Origin of the sequence: Trichocoleus sp. FACHB-591, from assembly GCF_014695845.1 — a bacterium.
Lineage (GTDB): Bacteria > Cyanobacteriota > Cyanobacteriia > FACHB-46 > FACHB-46 > Trichocoleus.
Window position 1 is genome coordinate 1 of the sequence record NZ_JACJPA010000126.1, and the last position, 2,500, is coordinate 2,500.

The following is a 2,500-nucleotide window of genomic DNA, read 5'->3' on the forward strand; positions in this document are numbered from 1 at the left end:
CCCTGGCATCGAGCTATTGTCCCGTGGGGCTGCCCCCAAAGTATCGTCGCCGCTACAGCGTTTCACCTCTGAGTTCGGGATGGGTCAGTGTGGTTCCACCGCGCCATGAACACCAGGAATATCTTCAAAACCTTGAAGGCTGCATAGTCCCTTGTCTTTTCGTCACCAACGTCTGTTGTGATTCGAGGTCAAGCCCTCGGTCTGTTAGTATTGCTCGACTTCATGTGTTGCCACACTTCCATCTACAACCTATTAACGGGTGTTCTGCCCGTGACCTTACTGGATTAACTCCATGAGAGCACTCATCTTGAGGTGGGCTTCCCACTTAGATGCTTTCAGCGGTTATCCGCTCCGCACTTGGCTACCCAGCGTTTACCGTTGGCACGATAACTGGTACACCAGCGGTGCGTTCCTCCCGGTCCTCTCGTACTAAGGAGGATTCCTCTCAATGCTCTTGCGCCTGCACCGGATATGGACCGAACTGTCTCACGACGTTCTGAACCCAGCTCACGTACCGCTTTAATGGGCGAACAGCCCAACCCTTGGCACGTACTTCCGCACCAGGTTGCGATGAGCCGACATCGAGGTGCCAAACCTCCCCGTCGATGTGAACTCTTGGGGGAGATCAGCCTGTTATCCCTAGAGTAACTTTTATCCGTTGAGCGACGGCCCTTCCACTCAGTGCCGTCGGATCACTAAGGCCGACTTTCGTCCCTGCTCGACTTGTTTGTCTCGCAGTCAAGCTCTCTTCTGCCTTTACACTCTACGGCTGATTTCCAACCAGCCTGAGAGAACCTTTGCGCGCCTCCGTTACCTTTTAGGAGGCGACCGCCCCAGTCAAACTGCCCACCTGATACTGTTCCCTCGCCAGCTAATGGCTTAGGGTTAGAATTCTAGCCTCACAAGAGTGGTATCTCACCGTTGACTCCGCTGCTCCCACAAGAGCAACTTCTTAGTCTCCCACCTATCCTGCGCATGCAAGGCCCGAACCCAATACCAGGCTACAGTAAAGCTTCATAGGGTCTTTCTGTCCGGGTGCAGGTAGTCCGTATCTTCACAGACATTCCTATTTCGCCGAGCCTCTCTCTGAGACAGCATCCAGATCGTTACGCCTTTCGTGCGGGTCGGAACTTACCCGACAAGGAATTTCGCTACCTTAGGACCGTTATAGTTACGGCCGCCGTTCACCGGGGCTTCAGTCGCCAGCTTCAACTCCGAAGAGCCTGACCGACTTCCTTAACCTTCCGGCACTGGGCAGGCGTCAGCCCCCATACTTCGTCTTACGACTTCGCGGAGACCTGTGTTTTTGGTAAACAGTCGCCTGGATCTCTTCACTGCGACCACCTCTCGGTGGCACCCCTTCTCCCGAAGTTACGGGGCCATTTTGCCGAGTTCCTTAGAGAGAGTTATCTCGCGCCCTTGGGTATTCTCAACCATCCCACCTGTGTCGGTTTCGGGTACAGGTAATCATGGATTATCGTGCTTAGAGCTTTTCTAGGAAGCCTGACTTCAACCACTTCGGGTCCGTAGACCCTCGTACTCATGCCTCAGCTCAGAGCGTTTTCACCGCTCCTCATCACCTCGGACACTTGAACCGGTAACCAACATCCGGCTGGCCTAGCCTTCTCCGTCCCTCTGCACTATCCATCATCAGTATCGGAATGTTGACCGATTGTCCATCGACTACGCTTCTCAGCCTCGCCTTAGGTCCTGACTAACCCTCCGTGGACGAGCCTTCCGGAGGAACCCTTGGGATTTCAGGGCATTGGATTCTCACCAATGTTTGCGCTACTCAAGCCGACATTCTCACTTCCGCTTCGTCCATACCTGCTCTCGCTAGTACTTCTCACTACTACGGAACGCTCCCCTACCGATTAATTTATTAATCCCACAGCTTCGGCATGTCACTTAGCCCCGTTCATTTTCGGCGCAGAATCGCTTGACCAGTGAGCTATTACGCACTCTTTTAAGGATGGCTGCTTCTAGGCAAACCTCCTGGTTGTCTCGGCAATTCCACCTCCTTTATCACTTAGTGACAATTTGGGGGCCTTAGCTGGTGGTCTGGGCTGTTTCCCTTTCGACAATGGAGCTTATCCCCCACTGTCTCACTGGCAACGTGTTCAACGGGTATTCTGAGTTTGTCTCGATTTGGTACCGCTCTCGCAGCCCGCACCGAAACAGTGCTTTACCCCCCGCCTATAATCGTTACCGCTGCGCCTCAACACATTTCGGGGAGAACCAGCTAGCTCCGGGTTCGATTGGCATTTCACCCCTAACCACACCTCATCCGCCGATTTTTCAACATCGGTCGGTTCGGACCTCCACTTGGTGTTACCCAAGCTTCATCCTGGACATGGTTAGATCACCCGGGTTCGGGTCTATAAACAGTGACCTATTCGCCCTTTTCAGACTCGCTTTCGCTTTGACTTCGGCATTCTCGCCTTAATCTGCCACTGCCTATAAGTCGCCGGCTCATTCTTCAACAGGCACACCGTTACCC

General features: G+C 53.6%; 2 rRNA genes (1 of these 2 cut by a window edge). Both read right to left on the reverse strand.

The window, feature by feature from the left end:
- Positions 1-117: ribosomal RNA gene (gene rrf, locus H6F90_RS29860) — 5S ribosomal RNA — on the reverse strand.
- Between the two features lie 67 nt (positions 118-184).
- Positions 185-2,500, reverse strand: a 23S ribosomal RNA gene (locus H6F90_RS29865); it runs 569 nt beyond the window's last position.